Source organism: Nostoc sp. (genome assembly GCF_036917455.1).
In the GTDB taxonomy this organism is placed as follows: Bacteria; Cyanobacteriota; Cyanobacteriia; order Cyanobacteriales; family Nostocaceae; genus Nostoc.
The window spans coordinates 1-21,482 of sequence record NZ_JBALDK010000217.1 but is presented as its reverse complement, the minus strand read 5'-3'; the positions used below and the strand labels follow the sequence as shown (position 1 = coordinate 21,482).

General features: G+C 43.2%; 19 protein-coding genes. 7 read left to right on the top strand and 12 right to left on the bottom strand.

The genetic code is table 11. From position 1 onward, the window contains the following. Positions 1 to 186 precede the first annotated feature (186 nt). The 3 genes from V7K42_RS23655 to V7K42_RS23645 all read right to left on the bottom strand — a co-directional run bounded on the left by V7K42_RS23655 (position 187) and on the right by V7K42_RS23645 (position 2,637). Positions 187 to 1,122, bottom strand: coding sequence for an alpha/beta fold hydrolase (locus tag V7K42_RS23655; protein ID WP_334919741.1), 936 nt, complete (start codon positions 1,120 to 1,122; stop codon positions 187 to 189). A 19-nt stretch (positions 1,123 to 1,141) separates the two neighbouring features. Next, the gene (locus V7K42_RS23650) at positions 1,142 to 1,648 is read right to left on the bottom strand and encodes a DUF4112 domain-containing protein (RefSeq protein ID WP_334919717.1); all 507 of its coding nucleotides are present in this window, start codon (positions 1,646 to 1,648) and stop codon (positions 1,142 to 1,144) included. Positions 1,649 to 1,731: 83 nt separating this feature from the next. Next, positions 1,732 to 2,637: a YihY/virulence factor BrkB family protein gene (locus tag V7K42_RS23645; RefSeq protein ID WP_334919716.1), complete on the bottom strand. Its 906-nt coding sequence runs from the start codon at positions 2,635 to 2,637 to the stop codon at positions 1,732 to 1,734. Between the two features lie 206 nt (positions 2,638 to 2,843). Between V7K42_RS23645 and V7K42_RS23640 the strand changes: the two genes are divergently transcribed. The 3 genes from V7K42_RS23640 (at position 2,844) to V7K42_RS23630 (ending at position 6,789) form a co-directional block, all read left to right on the top strand. Continuing rightward, on the top strand, positions 2,844 to 3,308 hold the full coding sequence (locus tag V7K42_RS23640) for a hypothetical protein (RefSeq protein WP_334919715.1): 465 nt from the start codon (positions 2,844 to 2,846) through the stop codon (positions 3,306 to 3,308). 429 nt (positions 3,309 to 3,737) lie between these two features. After that, a complete protein-coding gene (locus V7K42_RS23635) occupies positions 3,738 to 4,967 on the top strand; it encodes a tetratricopeptide repeat protein (RefSeq protein ID WP_334919714.1) in 1,230 nt (409 codons plus the stop codon). Between the two features lie 403 nt (positions 4,968 to 5,370). Continuing rightward, the gene (locus V7K42_RS23630; protein WP_334919713.1) at positions 5,371 to 6,789 is read left to right on the top strand and encodes an MFS transporter; all 1,419 of its coding nucleotides are present in this window, start codon (positions 5,371 to 5,373) and stop codon (positions 6,787 to 6,789) included. A gap of 78 nt (positions 6,790 to 6,867) precedes the next feature. Here V7K42_RS23630 and accD read toward each other — a convergent pair whose 3' ends face one another. From accD to V7K42_RS23600, 6 genes are all read right to left on the bottom strand, one after another. Further along, positions 6,868 to 7,818 carry an acetyl-CoA carboxylase, carboxyltransferase subunit beta gene (accD, locus tag V7K42_RS23625; RefSeq protein ID WP_334919712.1) on the bottom strand — a complete coding sequence of 317 codons (951 nt, stop codon included), beginning with the start codon at positions 7,816 to 7,818 and terminating at the stop codon, positions 6,868 to 6,870. Positions 7,819 to 8,329: 511 nt separating this feature from the next. Then, positions 8,330 to 9,178 carry a prepilin peptidase gene (locus V7K42_RS23620; RefSeq protein ID WP_334919711.1) on the bottom strand — a complete coding sequence of 283 codons (849 nt, stop codon included), beginning with the start codon at positions 9,176 to 9,178 and terminating at the stop codon, positions 8,330 to 8,332. Between the two features lie 144 nt (positions 9,179 to 9,322). After that, positions 9,323 to 9,583, bottom strand: a complete 261-nt coding sequence (locus V7K42_RS23615) for a hypothetical protein (protein WP_104908437.1) — start codon at positions 9,581 to 9,583, stop codon at positions 9,323 to 9,325. Positions 9,584 to 9,673: 90 nt separating this feature from the next. Then, a complete protein-coding gene (gene leuB, locus V7K42_RS23610; RefSeq protein ID WP_334919710.1) occupies positions 9,674 to 10,762 on the bottom strand; it encodes a 3-isopropylmalate dehydrogenase in 1,089 nt (362 codons plus the stop codon). 348 nt (positions 10,763 to 11,110) lie between these two features. Next, positions 11,111 to 13,861, bottom strand: coding sequence for an HAD-IC family P-type ATPase (locus tag V7K42_RS23605; protein WP_334919709.1), 2,751 nt, complete (start codon positions 13,859 to 13,861; stop codon positions 11,111 to 11,113). 110 nt (positions 13,862 to 13,971) lie between these two features. Continuing rightward, positions 13,972 to 14,517, bottom strand: a complete 546-nt coding sequence (locus V7K42_RS23600) for a hypothetical protein (protein WP_334919708.1) — start codon at positions 14,515 to 14,517, stop codon at positions 13,972 to 13,974. A 254-nt stretch (positions 14,518 to 14,771) separates the two neighbouring features. On the opposite strand from V7K42_RS23600, the gene V7K42_RS23595 reads away from it, so the two are divergent. Both V7K42_RS23595 and V7K42_RS23590 read left to right on the top strand, forming a co-directional pair. Further along, on the top strand, positions 14,772 to 15,197 hold the full coding sequence (locus tag V7K42_RS23595) for a universal stress protein (protein WP_334919707.1): 426 nt from the start codon (positions 14,772 to 14,774) through the stop codon (positions 15,195 to 15,197). A 103-nt stretch (positions 15,198 to 15,300) separates the two neighbouring features. Further along, entirely contained in the window at positions 15,301 to 15,789 is a 489-nt protein-coding gene (locus V7K42_RS23590) for an SRPBCC domain-containing protein (RefSeq protein WP_334919706.1), read from the top strand. Between the two features lie 457 nt (positions 15,790 to 16,246). Here V7K42_RS23590 and V7K42_RS23585 read toward each other — a convergent pair whose 3' ends face one another. From V7K42_RS23585 to V7K42_RS23575, 3 genes are all read right to left on the bottom strand, one after another. Then, the gene (locus tag V7K42_RS23585) at positions 16,247 to 17,725 is read right to left on the bottom strand and encodes an alpha-amylase (protein ID WP_334919705.1); all 1,479 of its coding nucleotides are present in this window, start codon (positions 17,723 to 17,725) and stop codon (positions 16,247 to 16,249) included. A gap of 112 nt (positions 17,726 to 17,837) precedes the next feature. After that, complete coding sequence (locus tag V7K42_RS23580) at positions 17,838 to 18,464, bottom strand: DUF1003 domain-containing protein (protein WP_334919704.1); 627 nt, start codon at positions 18,462 to 18,464, stop codon at positions 17,838 to 17,840. Between the two features lie 166 nt (positions 18,465 to 18,630). Continuing rightward, positions 18,631 to 19,017 (bottom strand): hypothetical protein, encoded by a 387-nt coding sequence (locus tag V7K42_RS23575; RefSeq protein ID WP_334919703.1) that lies wholly within the window; start codon positions 19,015 to 19,017, stop codon positions 18,631 to 18,633. A gap of 151 nt (positions 19,018 to 19,168) precedes the next feature. Between V7K42_RS23575 and rppA the strand changes: the two genes are divergently transcribed. Both rppA and V7K42_RS23565 read left to right on the top strand, forming a co-directional pair. Beyond that, the gene (gene rppA / locus V7K42_RS23570) at positions 19,169 to 19,849 is read left to right on the top strand and encodes a two-component system response regulator RppA (RefSeq protein ID WP_334919702.1); all 681 of its coding nucleotides are present in this window, start codon (positions 19,169 to 19,171) and stop codon (positions 19,847 to 19,849) included. A 93-nt stretch (positions 19,850 to 19,942) separates the two neighbouring features. After that, complete coding sequence (locus tag V7K42_RS23565) at positions 19,943 to 21,223, top strand: sensor histidine kinase (protein WP_334919701.1); 1,281 nt, start codon at positions 19,943 to 19,945, stop codon at positions 21,221 to 21,223. The last annotated feature ends 259 nt before the right edge of the window (positions 21,224 to 21,482 follow it).

Sequence of the window (21,482 nt, the reverse complement as noted above, 5' to 3'; positions counted from 1 at the left end):
GGGCGTTGTTGTTGAAGTACGCATTAGCCCCAAATAACGGGCAACGTCTGTATACATTCCTGTTCACTTCAGTAGCAAATGGCAGAGTGGGAGTTTGAAAGCTGACTGATATGCTTCCTCCCACTCTCTTTTTATGGAAACAGAATTCAGTTAGCTGTGAAATAAAAGAAGCCTCACATCTCACTCTTAGGAGCATTCCGTATCCCGTAAAAATTCGATAATCGCTGCATTCACCTGCTCAAAAGCACCTGTTGATGCATCATGATAGCAGTTAGACAAAATTTTTAATTTGGAATTGGGAAGATGCTGATGTAATTTTTCCCCATGACTAACAGGAAACCAACTATCTCGATCGCCCCACAAAACTAGTGTAGGACACTGAATTGCACTCAGATTATTTTGGATTTGGGTAAGCATATTTGGTTTATTTGCTTGCCAATTCTCGATTTCTCGCGCTGCTATTTGTAACTCTTCAGCAACTTTAGCGATCGCACCAGGAAATTCAATAAACGGGTAAGTAATCCAATAGACATCTTCCTGTGTCAAAATGGACGGATCAAATAATACCCCACGTCTTTCCCTTGCCATTATTTCTCTCAATAGAGGTGCAAACAAATATGCCAGACGTAAGGTGTCAATTGTTTGGATTATTTCTAGAGGAGTTTGGGCAAGTAACGACATAGCCCAATGGGGTAAATGTTTGGTAAAAACAGGTACGTTTACGACTACAAGCTGTCCAATTAACTGCGGATTTTCTTGAGCAAGGGCAAGGGCAACTAATCCCCCCAGAGATTCAGCCACAATCACTACGGGTTCATGACATAATGCCTGAATAATTCTTTTAAACTCAAGAATTTGATGACTGTTGTGTTCTCTACGAAACGATGGTTTTTCAGAAAAACCAAAACCTTTGGCATCAAAGCAAATTACCCGGAAATGTTTAGATAATGCGGCTACACTGTGTCGCCAATTATAGCTCCAACTACCCATGCCATGTAATAAGATTAGCGGTTTACCTCTACCTTTTTCGCCATAGGAAATTTGTACAGGATAACCTTGAGCATCAGTAATAATTAGACTTTGCCGCCCTTTAGGAAAAGTAGCTTGCCACCAATCTTTCATTCCATTATCAATAAATAATTTAACCACCTGTTAAGGCGTTCCACAGCATTCTAATTAGAATCACTGGTAATGCTATTAAAACTATGGACATCAGTAACAATCCAACCAAAAGGGCAACGATAAACAACCTATCTGCACTCTTTTGCTCGCTCGGAAACTTTAAGTATTCTTCTAATAGCTTGATATTATTAGTGTTAGCTCTCCAGGCAAAATCAAAAAAATCTCCCAAAACGGGAACAGTACCTACCAAGCCATCAACAATTACATTGAAAACCATTTTGCCTAAAGTGGCTCTAGATACACCCAGACGCGCTGCTTCTAGGATGATGTAGCTAGAAAACATGACTCCCAAAAAATCACCACCAATAGGTATAAGTCCTAAGATTGGATCTAGACCAAAACCAATCTTAGTACCAGGAATAGTAACAATGTTATCTAGCAGCCGACTTAACTGACGCAGGCGCTTCAGGGTGGGTGCTTTGGCATCAGGCTCAATCATCGAAAACCGAGGAGAAGAATCCGGCATGAAGGCGATCGCTTATTTATATTGAATGAATCGTTAGACATTTTACTCCCCTACTGAGATTTGTCAAAAGTTTTCTCAGGGATTTACAAACTAATATTTTCATTAAATTGTGACTGCGCTTTTGGGCGTATATCTTCACCGACTGTCACGTTCAACTGATCGCCGATTAACAGAACAGCAGCGCTCATTGACAGCCAGAGCATTAAAACTATCACGGCTCCTACAGCACCATACACTTTATTATAATTCCCAAAATTTGCCACATAAAGCCGAAATAGAGCAGATAATATTGCCCAAAAAACAGCTGCTAAAATTGCTCCAGGCATCATTGGCGTACCTGAGTTCCATGCACTTGGCCCATAACGATAGACAAAGCCAAAGGCGACAGCAACAATACTTAAGGCTAATGGCCAACGTAACAGCTTCCAAAGATGCAATAAGAAGATCAAGGAACCATTTTCCCGTACTACCATTCCCAAAATCCAGTCGCTGGTGAACACTAAAAAAGAAGCCAGCACTAAAAGTAACATAGTACCGACTGTTAATCCGAGAGAGACAAGCTTGGCTTTCCAAAAGGGGCGTATCTTTTCTGAAGGAATTTGATGGATTTGGTCGAGGGCTGTCATCGCGGTACTCACCGCCCCAGAGGCAGTCCAAATTGCTAAGACAAAGCTCAGAGAAAATAAACCGCTATTTTTGGAGTTGGTAATTTCTGTGGTAGCAAAATCACGGATCAGAATTAAGGCCTCGTCAGGTAAGATTTGACTGAGTTGAAGCGCTAGTTGTTTAAAGGTGGCTTGCAAAGATTCTGCTAATAAGCCAATGGCTGTGATCAGAGCAAGAATTGCTGGAAACAGCGATAACATGGCATTGAAGGCGATTTCCGAGGCAAGTCCCAAAAGCCGTCTTTCCATTGTCCTGGCAAAAGTTTTTTTGAGCGTGCGCCAATTGAGGTGGCGAAAGAAGCGAAAAAAACGAAGCTTTGGCATAATTTAGAGTTAAAACTGGTTAGGTTTCTTAACTACTGTGCCAAATTTTGTGTAGCGATCGCATTTATCTTTTTACCGCAAGAATACCGAGTCGGGAGCAGGGGGCAGGGGGCAGGGGAAAAAGAGATAATTTTTCATTCTCCGCTTTACAAAAGCAGCATTCTGTCGATTGACAAATGACAAATGACTAATGACAAATGACATTTATGAATCAAGACTTAACACAACAGTGGTTGACAGAAATCCAGGTACTCAGAGAGCAGATGGCGGGACTTCAGGGCGATCGCGATGCGGCTTGGGAAAGTGCCCAAAAATGGCGACAGCTTTACAATATAGAAGCAGAACAACGCCGCACAGATGCCCAACTATCGCAACAGGCGATCGCATCCCTCAAGGCAGACTTACATAAACTTCGAGGTATTGAGGTCGAGACACTGGCTGCTGAGACACCAGTAACACCGATCCAACAAGAGATAGAACAACTAAAATCTGTGGAGGATTTGCAACCTAAACTCATCGCCGCGATCAAAGAACGCGATCGCCTCTTGCAAGCTTTAAAAACTGAGCAGGATAGCCATGCCCAAACCCGTAATAGCCTAACTACTGCTTTGGGTGATGCTATTGATAGTTTGACACAGGAAAGAGCCAGAGCAGAAAAAGAGAGTAAATGATCTGCCGCTAAACCTTCAGGCTTTTTAGGACTAGCCCTTTAAATACTAACAACAAAATATACTGAACCATCGTTAGCTAATTCAGGGATAAAACGGGTATGGTAATGTCTTGTTTGGCAAGCGATCGCTAAACTGCATTCAAACTCTGTTTCTTCCTTAGTTTGGAAAACTTACCCAAGCTTGCGATCGCAGCTTTCATAGCTGTAGGTGCATCAAACAGGTTTGCAGCGCGGACTTTAAATTTTTGCTCCTGGCGTTAATCACCTGTTCCATCAAAATCAGTTGCAGGGAAAGGAGTTTTTCTTTCTTCCTCTGCCTTTCCTGGTTTCTTCAGTCAGTGACGCTTTGCAATTACTGGAATAAGGTAAAAATAATAGGGCATGAGGATGATTACCTCATGTAACTAACTCAAGTCCAGGTAAAATTCCCATGCTCAAGCGTTTAATTGTGATTGTGACTGCCGCTATCCTCTTTAGTAGTTCCTTGACGCTGGCAGAGAGTAAAAAGCCGAAAGTACCGGATAAATTTCCTCCCAGTCCCCTAGAAATTACCACACCCGACCCACTGCTACCCCGTTTGCCCAAGGATAAACAGCCGTTAACTCTCCAAGAACAGCAAAACTTAGAACCAGCGCTAGATGCCTTAAACCAAGAAGCAGCAGCGAAACTGCAAGCAGGGGAGCCGGTGGCGGCGTTTGAAATTTGGAACCGAGAACTTCGCTTGCGGCGCTTTTTAGGTTCATTAGCAGAGGTGCAAGCACTATCGCGAGTTGGGGCGATCGCTTGGAAGCAAAATGATGGAGAAGAAGTGCAATATATTACGCAGCGATTGCAAGCAATTCAAAAGCAGGCAGAATCTCAGAAAAAAACAGCCCAAGTCGATCTAGAATTGTGGCGAGCGCTAGCCCAAGCTTACGAAAATGTGCGATCGATTAAACTAGCTGTAGAAGCTTACGACCAGGTTCTATTAGTGGTACGTCAGCAAAAAGATACAACAGCGTTAGTAGAAATGCTTAAGACAATTGGGGAACTACATTTAAGTTGGTTTGATTATCCCAAAGCTGCCCCAGTCTACGAAGAACTGTTGGGTTTCGCTACTTCCCAAGGCGAACGTGTAAACGAAATAACATATCTGCAACGGCTAGCTTACATTTATGAGCAGACACAACAACCGCAGCAGTCATTGAATGTACTTAATAAACTACTAGAAATTTACGTTAGTGAAAATAATCTTACTAAAATACCAGAATTAAAGCTAGCGATCGCTTCAGATTACGAATCTCTAGCAAAGAAAGATCCTAACTTACTACTAGAAGCCTTTAAAAATTATCAAGAGGCTTATACCACTGCTTGGCAATTAAAGGAGTACGTTCCAGCCGGTGACGCTTTGCAAAAGTTAATTGCGCTGTACCGTTCTCAAGGACAAATAGACGAGGCTTTGCAGGCTAGCCAAATTCTTGTGCAGACAGAGGCACAAGCTGCCAACTTTTACGGGATGATGCAAGCTTATGACCAAATTGGGCAATTGTATATAGAACGCAAAGATTTTCCTCAAGCATTAACAGCTTTTAAACAAGGGTTGGAACTAGCGCAACAACTCAAACATGAAGAAGCATACTTTAGTGGACAAATTGAAAAAGTATCGAAGGCAAATTTATAAGCAATATTAACGCTATTCAATCCCTGAATTTTGGATTATGGATTGAAATACTAAAAATTTCCAAATGATAGAGTTTCTGAAATTGGTAGTGAGGATGGCTAACCCTTCATCAGAGGGCGTTACGAACTCCGTTCTAAGACAACGCCAGTTGCTACAACGGAGGGAACCTCCCAACGGGAAAACCAGTCGCCTACGGCGCTGGATTCACCACAACGCCCTGGCTCCTTTACAATACCTAATTTCGTTCAAAAATCAAATAGTAATCGTATATTTACTTATCTAAAATTTTTGTTGAAAATTGCAAGTTAGAATAACGAAAACTTCTTAAGAATGCTAACAAAAGCATAGTGAGTTCTTCGACAACCGGGTTGATGTCAGGATGCTTTACTCATAAACATACATTATGGATTCTGTTCAGGTTGAAATAACTGCGCCACCGACTCTGGAAATTTCCCAGATTGCCTCACCAGCAACAGCACTTTCTCCAACCTCTCGAATTCCTAAGGATGCGATTCGCACAAGTTTAAAAGCCTCCACTGCTGATTCTGTCTTAGCATCGGTTTACTCTCTTGGAACTGGCGGCATTTTACTCAGCAATTTCTTAGTGGAATTGGGTGCTAGTCCAGTAGTATTTGGGATGCTTTGCTCTATCCCCATGTTGGTCAATCTGATTCAGCCTTTGGGTGCTTACTTGTCTGAACGTAGCAGCAGCCGCTTTCAGTATTCTCTTCGCACACACGGAATTGGTCGGCTGCTATGGCTAGTTCTAGTAATCGGTATTGTAGCTGTAAGCTTGGAAGTGATTAATACTCACCAGTTAGTGATATTGACACTCTTGATTGTCCTATTCAGCAATCTTTTGGGAGGATTAGGAACTGCATCATGGCTAAGTTGGGTAGCAATGATAGTTCCCCGACAATTGCGAGGCAGATATTTTGGGACACGCAATAGTGCTGCTAACCTTACCAATTTGGTTTGCGTACCAATGGCTGGTTTAGCTGTCTCACATTGGTATGGTGGAACTCTACAAGGCTATGGGGTGGTTTTGTTAATAAGCATTGTGTTGGGAATTGCGGGATTGGGATGTCAGTATTTTCAAGTAGATATGAATCCGCAATCGCAAAACACTTATTATGGCAAGTTAATTCAAACAAGTGAGATTCAATCAGAGGTTATAAAAGATGAATCTTCGGAAGTGGCTCAATCAATTCACCCACCACAAAACCAATTAGCTAATAGTGTTTGGAAAAACTCTAACTTTCTAAGATTTCTGCTGTATTTCAGCTTCTGGAATCTTGCTGTTAACCTCAGCAGTCCTTTTTTCAACCTCTACATGCTGGACAGGCTGGATTTGGATGTAAGCTATGTGACTATTTACAACAGCCTTCAGGCAGGGGCCACTTTGCTAATCCTGATTCTATGGGGAAAATTAGCAGACAAGATAGGCAATCGTCCCATCCTCATCTCTATTGGGGTTTTGGTTGCAGCTACACCACTGCTATGGCTAGGGATTGGCGCTAATCGCCTTGATATTTGGTTGTGGCTACCTCTGTTACACATTTTGGCTGGAGGTACTTGGGCGGCGATTGACTTGTGCATTAACAATATACAAATAGCGATCGCACCAACTCAAAATCAGTCTATCTATTTTGCGACGGCAGCTGCCGTTGCTGGAGCAAGTGGTGCTTTAGGCACAACTATAGGCAGCTTCATTATTCAATTTGCTCAGTTTGGAGGCTTACTAGGGTTATTCGCCCTCTCTGGCCTATTCCGACTAGCAGCAATTGTTCCACTAGTTTTTGTCAAAGAGCCAGGAAGGTGAGGGGGCAGGGGAGAAATCAATTCAAAATTCAAAATTCAAAATTCAAGAACTCCTGCCTCCTGCCCCATGCTTTATGCTTTATTCTGCTGCGGTAGAAGTTAAAGACATTGTTTCCCACAAAACCATGTGAGGTGGTGTTAGTACAGGCTGGTGTAGAGCAATTAGCTGGGCTAAAGTATTCTTTAATTGGGTACGGGGTACGATATCATCAACAAAACCATGCAGGAGCAAATCTTCAGCAGTCTGAAAATTTTCGGGGAGTTTTTCCCGCAGGGTTTGCTCAATCACTCGCCGACCGGCAAAACCAATGGTTGCTTTGGGTTCTGCCAAAATGATATCGCCTAACATCGCAAAACTAGCGGTAACACCGCCTGTTGTCGGATTGGTCAAAACGGGAATATATAATAATCGCGCGTCTTTATGGCGCTGTAGGGCTGCGGAGATTTTCGCCATCTGCATCAAGGAGAGCATTCCTTCTTGCATTCTCGCGCCGCCGGAGGTGCAGACGATAACAACAGGATATCGCCGTTGAGTAGCTTGCTCAATCATCCGAGTGAGTCTTTCTCCCACAACCGAACCCATACTACCACCCATGAAGCGGAAGTCCATAACCCCAAGGGCAATGGGCAAACTATTGATTTGACCTAAACCAGTGTGAACTGCGTCTATTAAGCCAATTTTATCTTGTGTTTCCCGCAAGCGATCGCTGTAGAGTTTGCGATCGCGAAATTCTAGCGGATCGGTTGGACGCAAATGCTCGTCTAGGGGTTTCCAGGTATTGTTATCTATCAATTGACGAATGCGTTCATCGCTATCTACCCGATTGTGATGACCACATTCGATACAAACCATCTGATTGGCTTTCAGGTCTTTTGTGTATGCCAAAACACCGCATTTAGAACATTTATGCCACAAACCATCAGCAATTTCACGTTCTTGGCGTTCCAGGCTGGTAGATCCTGATTTCCGCCGATTTGCAAACCAATCAAATAGAGACTTTAAACCACGTGATTCTTCGTTGTTAGCCATTTTTTATTTTATTTTAAGTGGGTATGAGGTTGAAAACATGTCAAACCGTATTGGGTTGTCCTTAGTCATAAGTCATTTGTCTTTACTAATGACTAATTACTACATCGTCAAACTACGCTTTTAAGCAATTCAGACCTTAATTATCATCTTTGGTTGCCAGCTTAACGAAAATACTTATGCCAATACAAGTCTCTTGCTCTTTTTTTCAGCAGACTTAATTATATGGACGTACTGACAAAGCTATGAGAATACCAACCTCCAAATAAGATGCTCTCCCTCTCCCACTCAAATCAATGATTCGCATCGCTAGTGTTCTGAATAAGCAGCATCTGTTGTACTAGTTGTGCTTGCCAACGGTTAATCGTTGTTAAGAGGGTAATACAAGTCACAAGCAGAATATTATCAAAATATGAAGGGCAGATGGGGTAATGTTGGTTACAGTCACGAATTATAAATATTTCTTATGAAAGGTTCTTGGGTGTGGGGCATTACTTACACCCCCAACTCCAATTCAAGATGGTGGAAAAAATAACCGTAGGTAGCTAGACAAAATAGCTTCACCGCTAAATATGGTAATCGCAGATCCTAAAGCCAGAAAAGGGCCAAAAGGCATTTTTTGTCCTAGCTTTTGTCTTGATGTCTCTTGACTCACGGCTTTGTGTTTATGCATAATAACACCACTCCCAATTAAGGCCCCCAGCGCACAGGCAATAAAACTAGCTAAGAGCAGATATTTCCAGCCTAACCAGGCTCCCATCATGGCTGCTAACTTAGCATCACCTGCGCCCATTGCAGTTTTCCCAAAAGCAATTGAACCCAATATGGCGATCGCATCAAATAGCCATAAGCCTAAGACTGCACCCACTATCGCCATCATAAGGTGATTTACCAATGCCACAGAACTTCCTTCTGATAGATAACCAACCACCATTTGGAATAAAATGCCTACCACTAAACCCGACTGAGTAAGTGGATTAGGTAGAGTCATTGTATCTAGGTCGATAAGCGATAGTGCTAATAACCAACTACAAAAAGCCCAATAGCCTATTGTTAAAGTAGAAACTTGAAATACTAAAAAAACTAACAAAAAAATTATGCCCGTCACCCCTTCTACCACGGGATAACGGACAGAAATTTTGCTTTTGCAATATCGACATCGCCCTCTTAATGAAATCCAGCCAAATACTGGTACATTGTCGTAAGCTTTTAGCTGGTTTAAGCATTTAGGACAACGAGAAGGTGGCCAAAGAATTGACAACCCAGCAGGTAGCCGATAAACAATAACGTTGAGAAAACTACCAATAGATGCACCCAAAGCAAAGACCATTACACTCGCTGGAATAGCGAACAAAATGTCCATACAGTCATTAGTCCTTTGTCATTAGTCCTGTGTCATTTGTCGTTTATCTTTTGTCTTTTGTCATTAGTGATTTGTCCTTTGTCGAGAACTAATGACTAATGACTAATGACTAATGACCAATGACCAATGACCAATGACCAATGACTAATACATGTGTGATTCAATTTGACTTAAGGGTACAAAACACTCTTGAGGTAAAAGAACTGGTTGGTTAGTAAAAATAACCTTACCTCGATGAGTCACACGATTAATTGCTACACCGGAAGGTTGTCCCGCGATTTCGGGGTGGACTTCACAGTGAGTATAGTATATCTGCCCAGCAGCTCTGATTACAGCAGGATCAATCAAAGGCGATTGGTTCTTTGGGGCGGTAAAATTTACTTGTCCTTGTCGTAATGCGTACACTATCGACTGTTATTTGATTGCTAGATTTCACTTTAGTCTACCCGAAACTTATAGCAAAGGTTGCCAAATTGCCCAGTTTGCTCTAAAAAATTATTTTTGTTCAATAGCTTTAATGAGTGAGTCTCCCATAGCGCGGCAACCAAGGAGGTTTTTTCCTGGAGAAATTATATCCCCTGTGCGATCGCCTTGCTCTAAAACTTGCAATACGGCTTGTTCAATGTTATCTGCTGCTTTAGGTTGGTCTAAACCGTAACGTAACATCATCGCCGCACTCAAAACCTGCGCTAAAGGATTTGCCTTATCTTGTCCAGCGATATCTGGGGCGGAACCATGAACTGGTTCAAACACACCAGGCCCAGAAGCGCCCAAACTCGCTGAGGGTAGCATCCCAATACTACCGGTAAGCATGGCAGCAGCATCAGAGAGAATATCACCAAACAAATTGCCTGTAACAATGGTGTCGAACTGTTTGGGAGCGCGTACCAACTGCATAGCAGCATTATCTACATATAAATGAGAGAGTTCGATATCTGGATATTCTTGTGAAAGTTGGGTGATGCGATCGCGCCACAACTGAGATACTTCTAATACGTTCGCTTTATCCACCGAACAAAGTTTACCACCGCGTTTTTTTGCCGCTTCAAATGCCACCCGCCCAATGCGTTCAATTTCCGATTCTGTGTAAACCATTGTATTTACACCGCGTTTCTCACCGTTTTCTGTGGCAAAAATCCCTTTAGGTTTACCGAAATAAATTCCACCAGTGAGTTCGCGCACCACCATAATATCCACGCCTTCGACAACTTCGCGTTTCAAAGTCGAGGCATCAATTAGCTGGGGCAAAATTTTCGCTGGGCGCAAATTGGCAAATAATCCCAAACCTGCGCGTAGCCCTAACAAACCTGCTTCTGGGCGTAAATTAGATGGTAGGGAATCCCACTTGTAACCACCAATCGCAGCAAGTAACACAGCATCACTGTTACGGCAAGCCTCTAGAGTGGCAGATGGTAAGGGTTCCCCTGTAGCGTCAATTGCTGCACCACCGATGAGGGCTTCTTGGAATTCAAACTTTAGATCGAATTGCTTCCCTACGACTTTCAGCACGTCTACCGCCACTGCCATAATTTCAGGGCCAATGCCATCGCCGGGGAGTAGAGTAATGCGGTAGTTCTGGGTCATAGCTGATTATTACTAGGTAAATGCTTACAGATTAAATATCATACCTAGCAAAATGTATCGGTGGAATTTTTAATTGATTTGGGTGCGGCTCTAAGAGGTTGAATGAACAAGTCTTTGGCTGTGATTTTAGGCACTTATTGATCCCCCCTAACCCACGCCAGTCGCTCATGGGGGAAACCCCCAAGACCGCGCTGGCTCCCCTTAAAAAGGGGGAACCGGAATCAAAGTCCCCGAATTTATCGGGGGATTTAGGGGGATCTAAAACTTTTGATACCGATAAGAGGACTTGTTCATTCATCCTCTAACGTAATCATCTGGCGTTGTCTGAAACTATTATTAGGAGTTTTCCTAATTGAGCGGATCGAAACGCTGCAAAATGAGAGCGATGAATACTACTGGCAAACCTACACCCATACAAATGAGAGCTTGAATAAATGTCAAAGGTGTGGTGTTAAATATTTGATTCATCATGCTCCACTGACTGAATAGACATTGTAAAATCACTACAGCCACAATTCCGATCGCAGGTGCATAGGCTATGCGTGTGCGTTTACCTTGGATTCTGGCAACTAGAGATGGTAAAAGCTGGGTAATGCTTAATAGGTAAAAGATTTCTGCTGCCACCAACCCATTAATCGCCATCGTGCGTGCCAAGGCTTGATTGTCTGTAGTTTGAAGTATCCATTGAAATACCCCAAAAATTACTAGCCAATTGAAGACGGAAATCGCTAAGATGCGCTGGAGTAAACTACCTGATAAAAGCTTTTCTCTGGGGTTGCGCGGTGGTTGCTGCATCACTTGTCCAGATTTTGGCTCAAAGGCTAAAGGAGCAATCAACCCGACCGAACTGACCATGTTCAGCCAGAGAATTTGGATTGGTAAGATGGGAAGTGCAGTAGATAGGAGAATAGCAATTAAAATCGTCATCGATTCTCCGACGTTAATCGGCAGCAAGAAGGCGATCGCTTTTCGCAAGTTGCGGTAAACCCCGCGCCCTTCTTCCACAGCAGCTTCAATTGAGGCGAAGTTATCGTCAGTTAGAAGCATATCCGCCGATTCTTTGGCAACCTCTGCCCCGGCTATGCCCATCGCTACACCAATATCTGCCTGTTTGAGAGCGGGAGCATCGTTGACACCATCTCCAGTCATCGCCACAATTTCGCCCTTGAGTTGCAATGCTTTCACCAGATGCAACTTTTGTTCTGGAGCAACTCGCGCAAATACCATGCCTTGCTCGGCCGCTTGGGCGAATTCTTTTTCATCCATCTGAGTTAATTGTTGTCCGGTGAAGACCTGTTCTTCAGTCGAGCAAATTCCCATTTGGCGGGCGATCGCAGCTGCCGTTAGCGCATGATCCCCAGTGATCATCTTCACCTGAATCCCCGCAGATTGACAGGCGTTGACTGCGGCGATCGCTTCCTGACGGGGCGGATCGATTATGCCTTGAAGTCCCAAAAACACCAGTCCTCGATCGAGATCATCGCGATTAAAAGAGTGTTTAGCCGCAACTTCTTTTCTAGCAAAAGCTAGCACTCGTAATCCTTGGTTTGCCATGCCAGCAACTTCCTGTTCCACTACGGCAGGATTGAGCGCAGCCTGTTGTCCTTGAGCATCGAACATGCGATCGCATCGTTGGAGAATTGCCTCTACAGAACCTTTGAGATAAATCACATTGAGCGATCGCTTTGCATCCAATTCATGCAAAGTTGCCATGTATTGGAATTGGGATTCAAAGGGAATAGTGTCGATTCTGGGTAATTCTTGCTGTAGATTTTCTTGCGTCAATCCCACTTTATTAGCAGCCGTAATCAATGCTCCCTCGGTTGGGGTTCCGATTAAATTCCACTGTCCGTTTCGCCATTCGATGTGAGAATCATTGCACAGCAATCCCGCTTCCAGAGATTCCCAAACAGCAATATGTCCATTTTTATTGAAATCAACAGGCTGCTGATTCATGAGGATTTCACCCTCTGGGGCATAACCAATACCGCTAACGGTGTAGTGTTGCCCACCCGCATAAACATTTTGAACCGTCATCTGATTTTCAGTCAACGTGCCAGTTTTGTCAGAGCAAATAATAGTTGTACTTCCCAATGTTTCCACTGCGGGTAACTTGCGAATAATCGCGTTCCGTCGTGCCATTCGGGAAACCCCGATCGCCAACGTGACTGTGACAATTACAGGTAATCCTTCGGGAACCGCGCTGACTACCAGAGCCACAGCTGCTTTGAAAACATCAATCCAAGATTCGCCCTGTCCTAATCCGACTGCAAATGTCAGGGCAGCCAAACCTAAGATGACATACAACAAGGTTTTGCTAAACTTGTCAATATTTCGCGTCAGTGGTGTTTTCAGATTTGTGCTACTTTCAATTAACTGCGAGATTCGACCGGTTTCGGTGGCATCTGCGATCGCTACTACAATCCCTTCTGCTTGTCCAAAGGTGATGAAACTTCCTGCATACACCATATTGCTGCGTTCGGCTAATGGTGTTTCGATAGCCAGCGATGGAGTTGCTTTCTCCACCGGAACAGATTCGCCTGTTAAACCAGACTCGTCAACTTGTAACCCACGCACACTTAATAGCCGCAGATCCGCAGGTACTTTATCCCCAGATGCTAGCAGTACCAAATCACCCAGAACAAGTTCTATCGAAGCCAGACGGGTTTTTTGACCATCACGAATCACAGTTGCTTCGGTAGTGACAGCTTTAGATAGAGCAGCGATCGCACCTTCTGCTTTCGATTCTTGAATGTAGCCAATGATGACATTAATTAGGGTGACACCAAAAATTACTCCGGCATCTATCCAATCTTGCAATAGCAGCGTTACTACTCCTGCCGTCAGCAAAATATATAGTAGTGGTTGATTAAATTGCTCTAAAAATTTTAGCCAAGGACTTTTGCCATCTTTAGTAGTTAGTTGATTTGCACCCATCTGTTGATGCCGCGTGGTAGCTTCTTTATGAGTCAAACCTGCCTCTGGATGACTGGCTAACATTTGTAAAATCTGCTGTTCCGCCAGAGTATGCCATTCATAGTTGAGTAAATCTTTTGTGGAATCAGCAAAAGTATCTGTAGCGATCGTATTTGTTGTCATCTCTGTCTCCATGCAGTAACTGTTAAACGAATTCGTAATTAATATTCATCAGATTTAATCTGGATTTCTCTGTTTAAATCTGTACTTTTCTTTTTTTCAAATTGGTGTTATTACGAGAATCTTTTGCTAAGTTCATAAATATGCCACTCTCGCACGCCCCAGTAACGGAGAATCGATTCTGCTTGCCATATTTCATCTAATGTTCCCTCTACCTTCACCAAAAATTCTTCTTGGAAGGTAGTTGGCTCATAGAGTATGGGTTGCCTTTCGGGAGCAAACCAACCTTGAAAAGCACCATACACACTGCCAAAAATTGCACTTGCTCCACCCGCCAGCAGTGTACCCACCACAGATTCAACCGCTAATACCGGGCCAAAACCGGGAATAACTAATACGCCAAGCCCAGCTGTGAGTGCCAGGAAGCCCCCGGTTGTTCCTCCTGTAATTGCGCCTGCTTTAGCACCTTCTATCGGAGTCATGGTATGTTTAACCGCATTAGCATCCTCGTGCAAATTTTCGTGTTCAGAGTCTAAAGTGAACACAGAAATTTTATGCATAGGAAAGTCAATTGCTGTGAGTTCATCAAGCACTTGTGTTGCAGCATCACGGGTAGAAATGATGCCTATTGCATTTTTAACTGGATGGAAATTTATCACAACATCTCCTATAAAAATAAATACTTTGAAAACGAAAATTTATTAATATGTAAATAGTAAAAAGCTAGATTTTTTGAGTTTGATTGTGAGCCTTATTATTACGCTTATCTGCTTCTATTTCAGGATTACCGATAAATGTGAATGAAAAGTGAATAAATCATTTATCGTACTCACTTTTCACTTTTGAATCACATTTATCCCTCAAGCTAAAAGGCAACAGGGATGAATGAAGTAATTGATTATTGGAGATGTGTATGAGCTTTAAGAAGATTTTGGTAGCAGTCGATGATTCACCTGCAACTGCAACAGTATTTGCAAAAGCGCTGGAGTTAGCCCAAAAAGACGCTGCTCAGTTAATGATTGGTCACAGTATTGAGCTAGCAACTTCTAGTCAACTCACTGTGAACTTAGTAGATTTAGAAATAGAAACACAACAGGCACAGGGTTTACTGCGGTTCTACTATCAGAAAGCGAAAAAACACGGTATTCTAGCAGAATTTAGTTCTCACACAGGCGATCCTGGAACTAACATCTGTGATTTAGCCCAGAGTTGGGGAGCAGATTTAATTGTGCTTGGTCGCAGAGGACTTAAGGGATTTGCCGAACTTTTAGCAGGAAGTGTGAGCAATCATGTCGTTCATCACGCTTCATGTTCCGTTCTGGTTGTTCAAGGTCAGTAGTTCCCTCACAGACATGCAGACTGAATATGAGTTGGACAATACATCGGGTTCTTGTTAGCAGGAATAACCGTTTTCATTCTGGTTTTCCTCTCAACTCACACCCATGAAAATATACACTGAAATCGAAATTCAGGCATCAGATGAGCAAGTCTGGAATCTACTCACTGATTTTGCCAGTTTTCCACGTTGGAATTTGTTTATTCGTCAAATTAGTGGGTCGCTGAGTGAAGGGGCACGGCTAACTGTTCACTTTCAGCCTCCGGGTAAAAATATTATAACCTTTCGCCCTACGGTGATTACGGTAGAACCTAATCGCAAATTGCGCTGGTTAGGACACTTTTTGATACCAGGATTGTTTGACAGTGAACACAGCTTTATCATTGAGCCGTTAGCAAGCGATGTCTACGACGGGCTAGGCCTACGCGTTTTGTTCATTCAACAAGAATCTTTCCACGGCTTACTAGTACCTCTCTTGGCTCGTCGATTAAATATCGACGTTCGCCAAGGGTTTGAAGCCATGAACCAAACATTGAAAAGCAAAGCGGAACGTATTGAAGAGAGAAACAGGAGGTCAGAAAGTTTATATAGTTAGCTTTTATAACTTTTCCCAACTATATATTCACTAATTAATTATTTCTACTAATCCTATCGGAGCTACTATTCCTGCTACTATCCCTAACCCGCATTTATCACAAGCTTGAGGGGAAGGATGGGCAGAGGGGCAGAGGGGCAGAGGGGCAGAGGGGCAGAGGAGCAGAGGGGCAGAGGAGCAGAGGAGCAGAGGGGCAGAGGGGAAAGAACTTGGTATTTGGACTCTCCTCTGCTCCCCTGCTCCCAGCATTTTTGGGTTGGTGAAGTACTAGCTTTCTAAAGTCTTATGCAGCTTCACAATAATTTGGTATCAAATAATTTTGGTTATTAATTAATTTTTTCAAACTCTTTCATGTTTTCAAGGACATAAGCTAGTGCGCTTGGTACTACCTAAGTTCTCTTTTAGGCAAAGTTGATCAAGCGCCTAACTTTCTGCATGAATGCTACTAAAACCCAGACTATGACTGTGGAACCCACACAGAAACAGAACCAGCATTGCATCGAAAATCAGCCCAGCCCTCATCATTTGTTGTGATGGGTTCGCTGAAATGTTCAGTGATGTCAATGTAAGTGCTGTTGGGTTGCCCAACTTCCATCCACTTAGTCCCCTCTTCCCCATTACTCAAAACAACCGCCATCCCGCCAGGATGTTCTTCGTCTCCTAAGCGTGTCCAGCCGATTGTATTCGCGTGATCGAAATAATCGTATTGGTCGCCATAACCATAGGTTTGACGGGCGTGCAGAAATTTATCAATTATCCATTGATGACTATCGAGCCAAATCTCATGCTCATTGCCATCTGGGCCCTTATCTTTATAATGAGCACCATAGTAATCAGCATGGAAGATACAGGGATAACCATCACTTCGCAGTAGAATCAACGCATAAGCCAACGGTTTAAACCAGCTTTCTACTACAGACTCCAATGACTGCAAAGGTTGAGAATCATGATTCTCTACTAAAGTAACGGCTAAAGCGGGTTGCTGTTGCACCAAGGTGTTATCAAATATCTGCCGCATGTCGTAGTCACTGCCTTGTGTGCTAGCTGCGCTAAAGTTATAGTGCAATGGCGCATCAAACAACAACACATCGCCACCAGTGACGCTAATGAAATTGTGCAATGCTTCAATTTCATAAGACCAATACTCACCGACGGCAAAGAGATCGCGACCTGCTTTTTGGCGACAGTGATGCAGCCACTCTGGGAAAAAGCCCGCTCTAACGTGTTTAACGGCATCAAAACGAAAGCCATCTATATTAGTGGTTTCTACAAACCACTCACCCCAGCGATTCAACTCGTCGCGAACTTCTTGATTCTCCATATCAAGATCGCATCCCATGAGATAGTCGAAAGCGCCTTTTTCTAGGTCAACCTGTTCGTCAAATTGTTTATCTTTAAACAGGTAAACTGCATTCTCTCCTTCGTTGTAAACATTGTAATCAACCGCGTCGAAGTGCCACCAATGCCATTCCATATCGGAGTATTTGCCCTTCCGACCTGGGAAGGTAAAGTGAGTCCACACTTTTATAGTTTGCATCTCACCGATTGCCTCGTGGCGATTCTCTGGATTGTAGGGAGTTGCTTCCACCTCTTCAGCTTCGTCTGCACCTAACTTGTGGTTGAGGACAACATCCGCATACACTCGAATGCCAGCATCTTTTGCAGCTTTGATAGCAGCGATATACTCGTCTTTTGTGCCGTACTTTGTCCGAACCGAGCCTTTCTGGTCAAACTCGCCTAGATCGTACATATCGTAGACCCCGTAGCCGACATCGAAGCCACCCCCTGTTCCTTTGTAAGCTGGGGGTAACCAAACAGATGTAACACCTGCATCAGCTAACTCTTTGACTTTATCTTTAAACTCATTCCAAAGATTGCCATCTGGAGGGATATACCAATGGAAGTACTGCATCATTACACCATTCAATTGAGCCATTTGTATCCCTCTAGTTAAATATTACGATAAATTGTTATTGCCAACACAAAAATTATACTTGAAGTTTTGTTTGATGTTTCTAAATAGAAAAAAGTCTACTAAAAAACTGCGATCAACTCATATTGTTTTCTTCTGTAGATGATAGTTCTTGAGCCAAGTTTTTCTGGAGTGCTTCTAATACCGCGATCGGGTCAGTCGGTTCCTGCATCAATTGAGCTTCCGAATCGTGCCGATTTACCACATCAGGCAAATCGGTACGGAGTTCTTCTAATAGAGCAATAATCTTGGCAATTTTTTGCTCGGAGAGTAGGTTAAGCTGTAGCATCAGTTGCGCCCTCTGTTCGGCAAAGTTTTCTTGACGAGTTTGTCGCACTAATACTCCAGTTGAAATTACCAATGCAGCAGCGTCTAAGCCTTGATTTGACCAGCTAAACGGGGGTAAATTGAATGGTAAAAGGCGCTGAAAAAAACTGCCAAAAATCCACAAAGCTAGTATGAGTAGCAAACTATACATAAATGCCGATCGCCCAAAGAATGTAGCGATCGCTTCTAGTATGCGTTGGTGGGCGGGAATATCTCGAACTTCCTGGGTATGAAGTGAAATAATCGCTTCAATATTTTTGGCAATCGGGTCTGGTAATGGAGCCACGATCACTTGATTTCGAGAAGCTTTATCTTTAAGTTCGTTAGCACCTGAACTGAGGTGTTTGTTAGCTGTATCGTCTGCGTTGTTTCTCATGCAGCAACTCCTGAATCTGAATTTTACTTGATTATTGCTTATCTTCTGATACTGTCGGCAAATGGGAAAAGTATTGATCGTTGGTAAGAGTTTGAAGCCTGTTTTGGTTTCGTAATATAGTTGAATTTATTTCCGCCCACTTACTTAGCCTGAAATACTGTCAATGTTATTCCACAAATTCATAGCGTACTAACTTTCTAACATCCTGACGAGGTAGACCTAATTCTTGGGCAATTGTCGCTTCTATTTGGTTGAATTCTATCGTTGGAAGTTCTAATTCCAATCGCTTCAGGATGGGATCTGCTGTTTCTACTTCAACCTGAGTAATTCTCTTAGTTCGGTTGACGGCGGCATTAATGAGCAACACATTGACTGATATCCGAGCTTCGAGTTGGGTATCTGACTGAAGTTTATTTTCCGTGGAATTGGGTCGGCTTAACTCTTGGGCAGCTAGGAAACTACAGCCAAGCCAAAACGCAACCGCTACCAGTGGTAGAGGCAACCAAAACTCTAATCCCAGCCCTTGCAGCCAACGTTTACTAATACGCCACACATTACACCTACTTCTGATTTTGCTAGGTCACAGTCGATCTATATCCAAATGGGATAGACAACTTCTCAAATGTGACTGATGAAAGACGTTGAGATTGCTTCAATGCATTATTCTAAACAAGCACAAATGTATATTAAGTGTATATAAGGTGATGAAAATCTTACTGGTAGAGGACGATCCAAAGCAATTAATGCCACTACAAATGGTTCTCTCTCAGGCTGGACACAGCGTTGATGGTGTCAAGGATGGTGAAACCGCTCAATGGCTTTTAGCTGAAAAAGAATATGACTTGCTGATTTTGGATTGGATGTTACCTCGGATTAGTGGAGTGAGTTTGTGTCAACAGTATCGGGCGGCAGGAAAAACAGCTCCTGTATTAATGATCACGGCAAAAGACACCACACCAGATAAAGTTATCGGCTTAGATGCCGGAGCTGATGATTACCTAGTCAAACCAATTGATATTATAGAGTTCATGGCGCGGGTGCGGGCATTGAGCAGGCGATCGCCTCTCTGGCAAGGAGACACTCTCCGCTTGGCAGACCTCGAACTTCACCTCGATACACTAATTTTGGAACGCCAAGGGGCGACTGTATCCCTTTCCAGCCAAGAATTTCAGTTGCTAGAGTATTTCATGCGTCATCCCCGCCAAGTCCTGACTCGCAACCAAATAGAGCAAGCCGTATGGGAGTGGGGTAGTGAGCCAGAAAGCAATGCAATCACCGTTATAGTTCGTAAACTTCGCCAACGTTTGCAAACATTAGCAGCAGCTGATTGGATTGAAACTGTATATGGTATGGGTTATCGTCTCAACCCACCAGAACTAACTTGAGATTTAAAACGCCTGAGACGGAGAATAGGCAGTAATGTAGTTCAATTACAAGTCTTGTAATTACGAATTACGAATTACAAATTAGCATCAGTTGTGTTTAACCGCAGTCGTCGTAACTTAGCTCGTTGGTTTACCCTTTCAATGGGGTGCATTCTCATTCTTTTTGCTGGAGTCATTTATAATCTTGAGGTGAAAGACAAGCTTAAAGCATTAGATCAACTGCTTTATAAAAGAGCAGAGTTAATGGCAGCCAGTTCACAATATCGGCTGTATCAAGGACAAAAACAAGTCGATCTGAGCAATATACCGCTATTGGGTAGTGGTTCTCACCCTGCTGATATTGAACTGGTCTATGTTCGCTGGTATGACCCGAATGGCAAACTCAAGCGGTTTTTTGGGACTCCACCTCCAGAACAGTTAAAAACATTATCTGGGTTTCTCACAATTAAGTCCTTTGACCCATTTACAGACAAAGTGCTTTGGCTGCGTCAACTCACTCTGCCTGTTCAAGGAGGAAATTCGGTCATCGGCTATCTGGAAGTAGCTATCCCTCTGACAGAAACTCAAAACGATCTCAAAGAGTTTCTGTTAATGTTGAGCCTAGCTGTACCTATAGCGCTGGGGTTGATTGGACTTACAGGTTGGGTACTCGGTGGCATAGCTATGAAGCCTGTTCAGCAAGCATATAATCAACTACAACGCTTTACATCAGATGCTTCTCATGAGTTGCGATCGCCCCTTTCTGCAATTTTAACCAATGCCCAAGTTGGGTTACTAATGGCGGCAGATCGTCCCCAAATCCATCCTTCAATGGAGAACATCATCGATAGCGCTAAGTTGATGAGTACCTTAGTCAATAACTTATTGTTATTAGCTCGGCATCAAGGACAATTAAATCCAGAATCACTCAAAAGGGTAAATCTTAATGGCTTATTGGAAAATCTAGTTGTTCATTACACTACTATTGCGGCAAAAGCATCGCTCAAGTTCATTAGCCATTTGCCAGAACAACCCATTGAGTTGTGGGCTGACCCCGATTTGCTGCGGTTAGCTGTGGAAAACTTACTCAACAACGCTTGCAATTACACTCCGTCTGGTGGAACTGTTTGGTTACGCTTAGAACCTCACTCAGATCGGGCAGTAATTCAGGTCATTGATACTGGAATTGGAATTCCAGAGGCAGATTTACCTTATATTTTCGATCGCTTTTACCGGGTTGACACAGAACGTACAAGAGAAAGCGGCGGATTTGGGTTAGGATTGGCGATCGCTCAACAAATTGTCCAAGCTCACGGTGGTCACATTCATGTGATGAGCAATGAGGGTAAAGGCTCGACGTTCCAGATAAAACTACCGCTTATGAGCCATTCCTAAATCACCTTTAACAGATGTGAGCAACTCGCCAAATAAGGCACTGTTAGAAGATGTTTGAAAAGTCCTCTCGTTGGTAGCAAAACATTTCAGATCCCCCTAAATCTTCCTTAAAAAGGGGGACTTTAAGAAACTTTTGCCCCCCTTTTCAAGGCTACGGTGTATACACAAGTCTGAAAATAGCTGAAGAACTCAGGTTTTACCCCACCCTAACCCTCCCCATATAAAGGGGAGGGAACCGGAAATATTATTTCCCCCCTTT

What these genes read in the sequence shown, in the direction of transcription:
- V7K42_RS23655 (WP_334919741.1), bottom strand. Translation starts at nt 1,122, where the DNA reads ATGAAAGATTGGTGGCAAGCTACTTTTCCTAAAGGGCGGCAAAGTCTA.
- V7K42_RS23635 (WP_334919714.1), top strand. Translation starts at nt 3,738, where the DNA reads ATGCTCAAGCGTTTAATTGTGATTGTGACTGCCGCTATCCTCTTTAGT.
- leuB (WP_334919710.1), bottom strand. Translation starts at nt 10,762, where the DNA reads ATGACCCAGAACTACCGCATTACTCTACTCCCCGGCGATGGCATTGGC.
- V7K42_RS23590 (WP_334919706.1), top strand. Translation starts at nt 15,301, where the DNA reads ATGAAAATATACACTGAAATCGAAATTCAGGCATCAGATGAGCAAGTC.
- V7K42_RS23640 (WP_334919715.1), top strand. Translation starts at nt 2,844, where the DNA reads ATGAATCAAGACTTAACACAACAGTGGTTGACAGAAATCCAGGTACTC.
- V7K42_RS23595 (WP_334919707.1), top strand. Translation starts at nt 14,772, where the DNA reads ATGAGCTTTAAGAAGATTTTGGTAGCAGTCGATGATTCACCTGCAACT.
- V7K42_RS23580 (WP_334919704.1), bottom strand. Translation starts at nt 18,464, where the DNA reads ATGAGAAACAACGCAGACGATACAGCTAACAAACACCTCAGTTCAGGT.
- V7K42_RS23585 (WP_334919705.1), bottom strand. Translation starts at nt 17,725, where the DNA reads ATGGCTCAATTGAATGGTGTAATGATGCAGTACTTCCATTGGTATATC.
- rppA (WP_334919702.1), top strand. Translation starts at nt 19,169, where the DNA reads ATGAAAATCTTACTGGTAGAGGACGATCCAAAGCAATTAATGCCACTA.
- V7K42_RS23650 (WP_334919717.1), bottom strand. Translation starts at nt 1,648, where the DNA reads ATGCCGGATTCTTCTCCTCGGTTTTCGATGATTGAGCCTGATGCCAAA.
- V7K42_RS23620 (WP_334919711.1), bottom strand. Translation starts at nt 9,178, where the DNA reads ATGGACATTTTGTTCGCTATTCCAGCGAGTGTAATGGTCTTTGCTTTG.
- V7K42_RS23630 (WP_334919713.1), top strand. Translation starts at nt 5,371, where the DNA reads ATGGATTCTGTTCAGGTTGAAATAACTGCGCCACCGACTCTGGAAATT.
- V7K42_RS23605 (WP_334919709.1), bottom strand. Translation starts at nt 13,861, where the DNA reads ATGACAACAAATACGATCGCTACAGATACTTTTGCTGATTCCACAAAA.
- accD (WP_334919712.1), bottom strand. Translation starts at nt 7,818, where the DNA reads ATGGCTAACAACGAAGAATCACGTGGTTTAAAGTCTCTATTTGATTGG.
- V7K42_RS23645 (WP_334919716.1), bottom strand. Translation starts at nt 2,637, where the DNA reads ATGCCAAAGCTTCGTTTTTTTCGCTTCTTTCGCCACCTCAATTGGCGC.